This is a genomic window from Luteimonas sp. A611 (assembly GCF_054072715.1).
In genome coordinates this window covers 1-5,389 of the sequence record NZ_JBSVRP010000012.1, presented here as the reverse complement: position 1 = coordinate 5,389, position 5,389 = coordinate 1, and the positions used below count along the sequence as shown (strand labels likewise).

Sequence of the window (5,389 nt, the reverse complement as noted above, 5' to 3'; positions counted from 1 at the left end):
GCCGACACCGCATCGGGGCGCAAACCACATGGCAGGTACAGCTTGCCATGTGCTTCACACCCCGCTGCGGCGCGGCTTAACTTAGGCGTTATACCCCTATGTCAGCACTCCCATCCTTCATTACTGAGTTGAATCCAATCAAGGACGTGGCAATCCCTCTAGTCGCTGCGCTATTGGGGCTATGGGTTGCGACACTAAAGTTCAAAGGCGAGCAGATTTGGAATGACAAGTACTTAGCGTATAAAGGTGCAATCCAAAGCATGGAGACAATCATGCATTGGGCAAACGAGTCGGGTGCCGAGGTCAACATGCTTCCAACCCTTGGAACTCCCAACATTGCAGAAGAATACGGTTCAGCGCAGCGGGAAGTCGTGAGACAGAGCAAGGTCGGCGCTCTCATTCTCTCCAAAGATTTCATCTCAGCGTTAGATGAATTTACTTCTGAGTTGTTTGGCCTCAAATTCCAATTGTCTGAGAACTTCGAAGATGATCCTTACGAAAGAGATCGCGCGTGGGCAGAGCACGCTTCGCGCGTGCAGTCGCTAGCTTCAACCTATCTGCCAAAGTTAATAGCTATGGCTAGAGATGATCTAGGGGTATAACAATTCGTTCAAGCCGAACTTGCTTCGTTGCACCAAACACATGGCAGATACAGCTTGCCATGTGTTTGGCTCCACTACGCAAGTCGGCTTAACTCAAGCGTTAGGCCGCAGGAGCAACCATGCAGCGATTGTGGACAATCATTGGTGTCACGGACGTTATCCGCAGCTTCGCGTGGTATCAGTCGCTTTTGGGGCAAACTGCCACGCAGCCTGCCCATGACTATTTCGGACAGATCCTAGACACAGATGGGGCCGTCCTGCTTTGCCTTCATCGCTGGGGTGACGACGAGCATCCCTCCCTTGCCAGTCCAGATCATGCAGAGCCTGGCAATGGGCTACTTCTCTTCTTTCGCGTAGATGACTTTGACCAAGCGCTGGGTCGCGCACGCGGCCTTGTCGCGGCGCTTGAAGAGGAGCCTAATATCAATCCAAACACAGGCACCAGAGAGTTCGCGCTGCGTGATCCTGACGGGTACTACGTCATGATCAGTGCGCTGGCTGCGGCCTAACAATTCGTTCAAGCCGAACTTGCTTCGTTACACCAAAACCATGGCAGAAAAATCTTGCCATGGCTTTGGCTCCACTACGCAAGTCGGCTTAACTCAGGCGTTAGCCGCATTGAAGAGACTCGTAGCCATCGTCTTTGCGCTCGTCGCCGCCTTCGTGCTGGGTCTCGTTTCGGGTGTTCTTTGGAACTCTGACGGCGATTTCGCTGTTGACTCGCTGGTGAAAGAGGCAGAGCGCAATGTATCTAGACTCGACGCCATCGACAAGAAACACAAACCGTGGGGCATCTGGGCCGGAACGATGCCATTCTCATCACCCGGAGATCCCGCCGTGCATCGGCCTTTTCAATTATGTTTAATCACGGATACGGGCGCGAGTCGTGTTTTTATCCTAGAAGAAAAGACATGGAATGAGTTAAAGCCTGGCTCGTTCAAAACTAACCGAATCGGGCCTACGTCAATCCTTTCCTCCCTGACAGCAGGAAAGACGCTTGGCGGCGGCGAGTGGGTGGAGGCTTGGACATTTTCATTGACCCAGAACTCGGCTGATACCTTGGTGACAAGCGGCACTAGAGTCGTAAATAATCTCAACAATGATACTGCTGATTCGACGTTTACATTTCAGGGCCAAGCGCTATTGCGGCGTGTCCCGGGATGCGGCTAACTATTCGTTCAAGCCGACACCGCTTCGTAGCTTCACCTTTGCGCCTGCGCTACGCTAGCGCAAAGCTTTCGCCACTGCGCGGCGCGGCTTAACTCAGGTGTTAGGCGCTGGGAGGAAGTATGTCGCGGCTTAGAGTTGCGTTGATAGCATCGCTACTGTTGCTCGTGGCATCGAATGCGCTCTGGGCTATTCGGCTCGCCCGAGAGCCAGCGCCTGAGCTACCTACATCCTACGGATGCACGGAGTTCGAGCAATACGTTGAGCTTCGGGAAGAGCTGGTGCAACCTCTCGCGGCTGCAATCAACTCGTCGCTGAAGCCTGGTGCGACCAGGGAGAGCATCCTTGCTGCCGCGACGGATGCGTCCACGCGGTCCGAGCTTCTCACCTGTGTCATAGATTCGGACTCAAATATCGGTGTGCCTGCCACCGGCTTGCGTTTCGAGGGCGATAGGCTGGTAGCGGTTAGCACTCAGTATTGCGAGCAGTACAGGCCCTAGCGCCTAACCATTCATTCAAGCCGACGCCACTTCGTGGCGCGGCTTAATTCAAGTGTTAGGCCCCAATCTGTCGTACCTCCAAGGTCCAGCCGGCACACATCATGAAAATCTCTCACTTTCTGGTGCTAGACACAGACGGGTCAGAAATTGCAGCTGATCCTCATGGCAATAATTTGGCGTTCTGTTGCTGGACTTGCGGTCACCCTGTGCTAGCCATCGCTCTCGAGAATCAGCGCGGGAGTGATGAGGAGCATCCTGCAGCCTGCAAGGGCTGCGACGTGCAGTATTTCTTGGACATTCGGCCACAGTCTCAAAAGCTGTACATCCACACAGTCGGGGCTGGGGCCTAACAATGCGTTCAAGCCGAAATTGCATCGCTACGCCAGCCACATGGCAGAAAGAGCTTGCCATGTGCCCGGCTACACGCTGCAATTCGGCTTAACTTAGGCGTTAGGCCGCTCGGTCAGGCATCCATGATCAGTGTGGTCACCGTGTCTGCACCTTGCTCGAGTAAGCCTGCTGTTCCAGATCTGCGCGCAGCAACTGCGCTCCCGAAGGTTCGTGGATGCAAGCCTTGGCTGGCGGCACTGTGCGCAGCAACGGCACGCCAGAACGCCTCTGGGGCAGGCTTGCCCAGGCTACGGTTTGGGTTACAGTTCCGCCAACTGGGTCTGGCTGTTCGGTTGCCGGCGCCCTAACAATTCGTTCAAGCCGAACTTGCTTCGTTACGGCAAAGGTATGGCAGAAAAAGCTTGCCATACCTTTTCCTCCACTACGCAAGTCGGCTTAACTCAGGCGTTAGGCCGCTCGGTCAGGCATCCCATGATCTGTGTGTGGTCACGGCAGCTGCACCTTGCGCGCGCACGCCTGCTGCTCCAGATCTTCGCGCAGCAACTTCACTCCCGAAGGTGCTTCGGCGCAGGCCGCTCGCTGGCGGCACCGGGCGCAGCAGCGGCCCGCCCGAACGCATCTTGGGCAGGCTTGCCCGGGCTTCGGTTTGGGTTACAGTTCCGGCAACTGGGCCCGGCAGTTCGGTTGCCGGCGCCCTAACTATTCGTTCAAGCCGAAACCGCTTCGCGGTTCGGCTTAACTCAAGTGTTAGGCCGCACATGAAGCACTTCTGGTTACTTAGCCTTCTCTTCCTCGCAGCGCCACAAGCTCTTGCGCGATCTATTGAGGTCTGCCCCACGCTCCCGTCGGATTCCGGCCTCGAGTGGACCTACAGCGAGGGGCCCGACTTTGATGTGTGCCGCGCCTCTGTCATCGGGTCCGAGGATCAAGCTTTTGGCATCTACCTCGGCAATCACCCAAGCTTTCACCCCGAGCGTGCCGAGCGCATTGGCAAGGGCAAGGTCGCAGGCCGTCGCGTGACTTGGTATCGCCAAGATCCTGGTGACTCCAATTCCGCCTTCTCGCGTCAAACCCTGCTGACGCTTGATCGAAAATGGGGTTATGTGGCGCATATCTGGGTTACGGCCGATACTGAGCAACAGTTGCTTGATCGGCTGTCCGCTTTGGAGCGCATCGCGTTCAAGATGCCATGACTGTGCGCCCTAACTATTCATTCAAGCCGAAGCCGCTTCGCGGCTCGGCTTAATTCTGGCGTTAGGCCGCTAAGACACTCTTATGCACCGATCAGTAAAGCTTATGTGGGACGACTACCTTGCTCGTCAGTCTCAACCATCACAACTCCCCACGGATGCTCCGCCAGCCTGGCATTTTTGCGACAACGAGGCGGATGCTCATGAGTGTGCTCAGCTAGTCTTGACCGGCAGAAAGCGCGCAACATCACCTTCGTTGTGGTCTTTTGAGAGCAGCGGTGAGGCTTTGCCCCATGTGGGCGATCTGAACATAGTGACGGACTGGAGCGGTAAGGCCGTATGTATTATTCGCACAACCAAAGTGCAGATCCTCCCGCTCAACGAGATCACTGAGGTTCACGCAAGAATTGAAGGTGAGGGAGATGGATCGCTTGATTGGTGGCGCAAGGCTCATTGGGACTATTACCATCACGAGCTCCAAGGGACTGGCTATGAGCCTCAGCCTGACATGTCTGTCGTCTTTCAAGAGTTTGAGCGCATATTTCCGTCAGGCGCGGCCTAACATTTCATTCAAGCCGACGCCGCTTCGCGGCGCGGCTTAATTCAGGCGTTAGCGCCCATGTCAGATCACCGTGATCCGAAAGTGCAGCGTCAGAGATGGATCAGCAGATTCGTATCTCCGTGGATTGTCGCCCCGGTGTTTGTACTGCTCCTTCCGCTAGTTCTCGTCCGTGTCCTTGCTCGCATCGCTTGGTCATCTCTCCTTTCAATCGCTGCATGGACTACGCACACAAAATTGGTAGTGTTCGTCTACTCGGACAGTCCCAAGTGGAAAGAGCACGTTGAGAACACTATCTTGCCAAGTCTTCCCCATGCGGCTGTGGTCATTAACAGGTCGCATCCTTGGGAAAGATCATCATTGGCTGGCCGTATCTTTCGTCACTTTGGCGGTCACTATGAGTTCTGCCCAATCGGCATTGTTGTGGAACGCTGGCGGCCAGCTCGGGTGTTCCGCCTGTTTAAACCGTTCCAAGAAGCTCGGCATGGGGACAGCACCGCCCTCAACAATGTTCAAGCGGCGCTGCTTGCCGCTGCGCAGGGTGGGCGCTAACAATTCATTCAAGCCGAACCCGCTTCGCGGGTCGGCTTAATTCAGCAACTGTCTTGAAGCGTGCCGCTCAAGCCAGTGCCAGGCCCTCGGCCCGAAGCTCGTCGCGGCGCCTGGCATTGATGATCCCGAGCAGCTTGCGCATGCAAGCCACCAGCGCCACCTTGCCAAGCTTGCCGCGCGCCCGAAGCTGCTGGTAGTGCGCCTTCATGGTCGGATCCCAGCGTACGGCCGAGAGCGTGGCCATGTAGAGCGCGACGCGAACCGGGGCGCGCCCTCCACGGATCCGTCGCTTGCCCTGGCCCTGTCCGCTGTCCCGGTTCATCGGGGCGACGCCGGTGAGCTTGGCGATCTGTCTGCGATCAAGGTGGCCGAGCTCCGGCAGCAGCGCGAGAGCGGTGGCCTGGAACACGGGTCCAAGACCCTTGCTCGAGCGTAGCGCGGGCGTGGCGTGCGCCTGGATCAAGGCCT

Annotated in this window: 7 protein-coding genes; 5 read left to right on the top strand and 2 right to left on the bottom strand. The window is 56.5% G+C overall.

What is annotated here, in order from left to right; all coding sequences use genetic code 11:
• Window positions 1-128: 128 nt before the first annotated feature.
• The 5 genes from ACW5EG_RS16995 to ACW5EG_RS16975 all read left to right on the top strand — a co-directional run bounded on the left by ACW5EG_RS16995 (window position 129) and on the right by ACW5EG_RS16975 (window position 4,372).
• On the top strand, window positions 129-602 hold the full coding sequence (locus ACW5EG_RS16995) for a hypothetical protein (RefSeq protein ID WP_457022470.1): 474 nt from the start codon (window positions 129-131) through the stop codon (window positions 600-602).
• Between the two features lie 119 nt (window positions 603-721).
• On the top strand, window positions 722-1,111 hold the full coding sequence (locus tag ACW5EG_RS16990; RefSeq protein WP_457022468.1) for a VOC family protein: 390 nt from the start codon (window positions 722-724) through the stop codon (window positions 1,109-1,111).
• 19 nt (window positions 1,112-1,130) lie between these two features.
• Window positions 1,131-1,772 carry a hypothetical protein gene (locus ACW5EG_RS16985; RefSeq protein WP_457022466.1) on the top strand — a complete coding sequence of 214 codons (642 nt, stop codon included), beginning with the start codon at window positions 1,131-1,133 and terminating at the stop codon, window positions 1,770-1,772.
• Window positions 1,773-3,378: 1,606 nt separating this feature from the next.
• Window positions 3,379-3,813, top strand: coding sequence for a hypothetical protein (locus tag ACW5EG_RS16980; protein ID WP_457020500.1), 435 nt, complete (start codon window positions 3,379-3,381; stop codon window positions 3,811-3,813).
• Window positions 3,814-3,895: 82 nt separating this feature from the next.
• Window positions 3,896-4,372: an ASCH domain-containing protein gene (locus ACW5EG_RS16975; protein ID WP_457020499.1), complete on the top strand. Its 477-nt coding sequence runs from the start codon at window positions 3,896-3,898 to the stop codon at window positions 4,370-4,372.
• Between the two features lie 354 nt (window positions 4,373-4,726).
• Here ACW5EG_RS16975 and ACW5EG_RS16970 read toward each other — a convergent pair whose 3' ends face one another.
• Both ACW5EG_RS16970 and ACW5EG_RS16965 read right to left on the bottom strand, forming a co-directional pair.
• Entirely contained in the window at window positions 4,727-4,933 is a 207-nt protein-coding gene (locus tag ACW5EG_RS16970) for a hypothetical protein (RefSeq protein WP_457022465.1), read from the bottom strand.
• A 55-nt stretch (window positions 4,934-4,988) separates the two neighbouring features.
• On the bottom strand, window positions 4,989-5,389 hold a 401-nt coding region (locus ACW5EG_RS16965), incomplete at its 5' end, for a transposase (protein WP_457022463.1).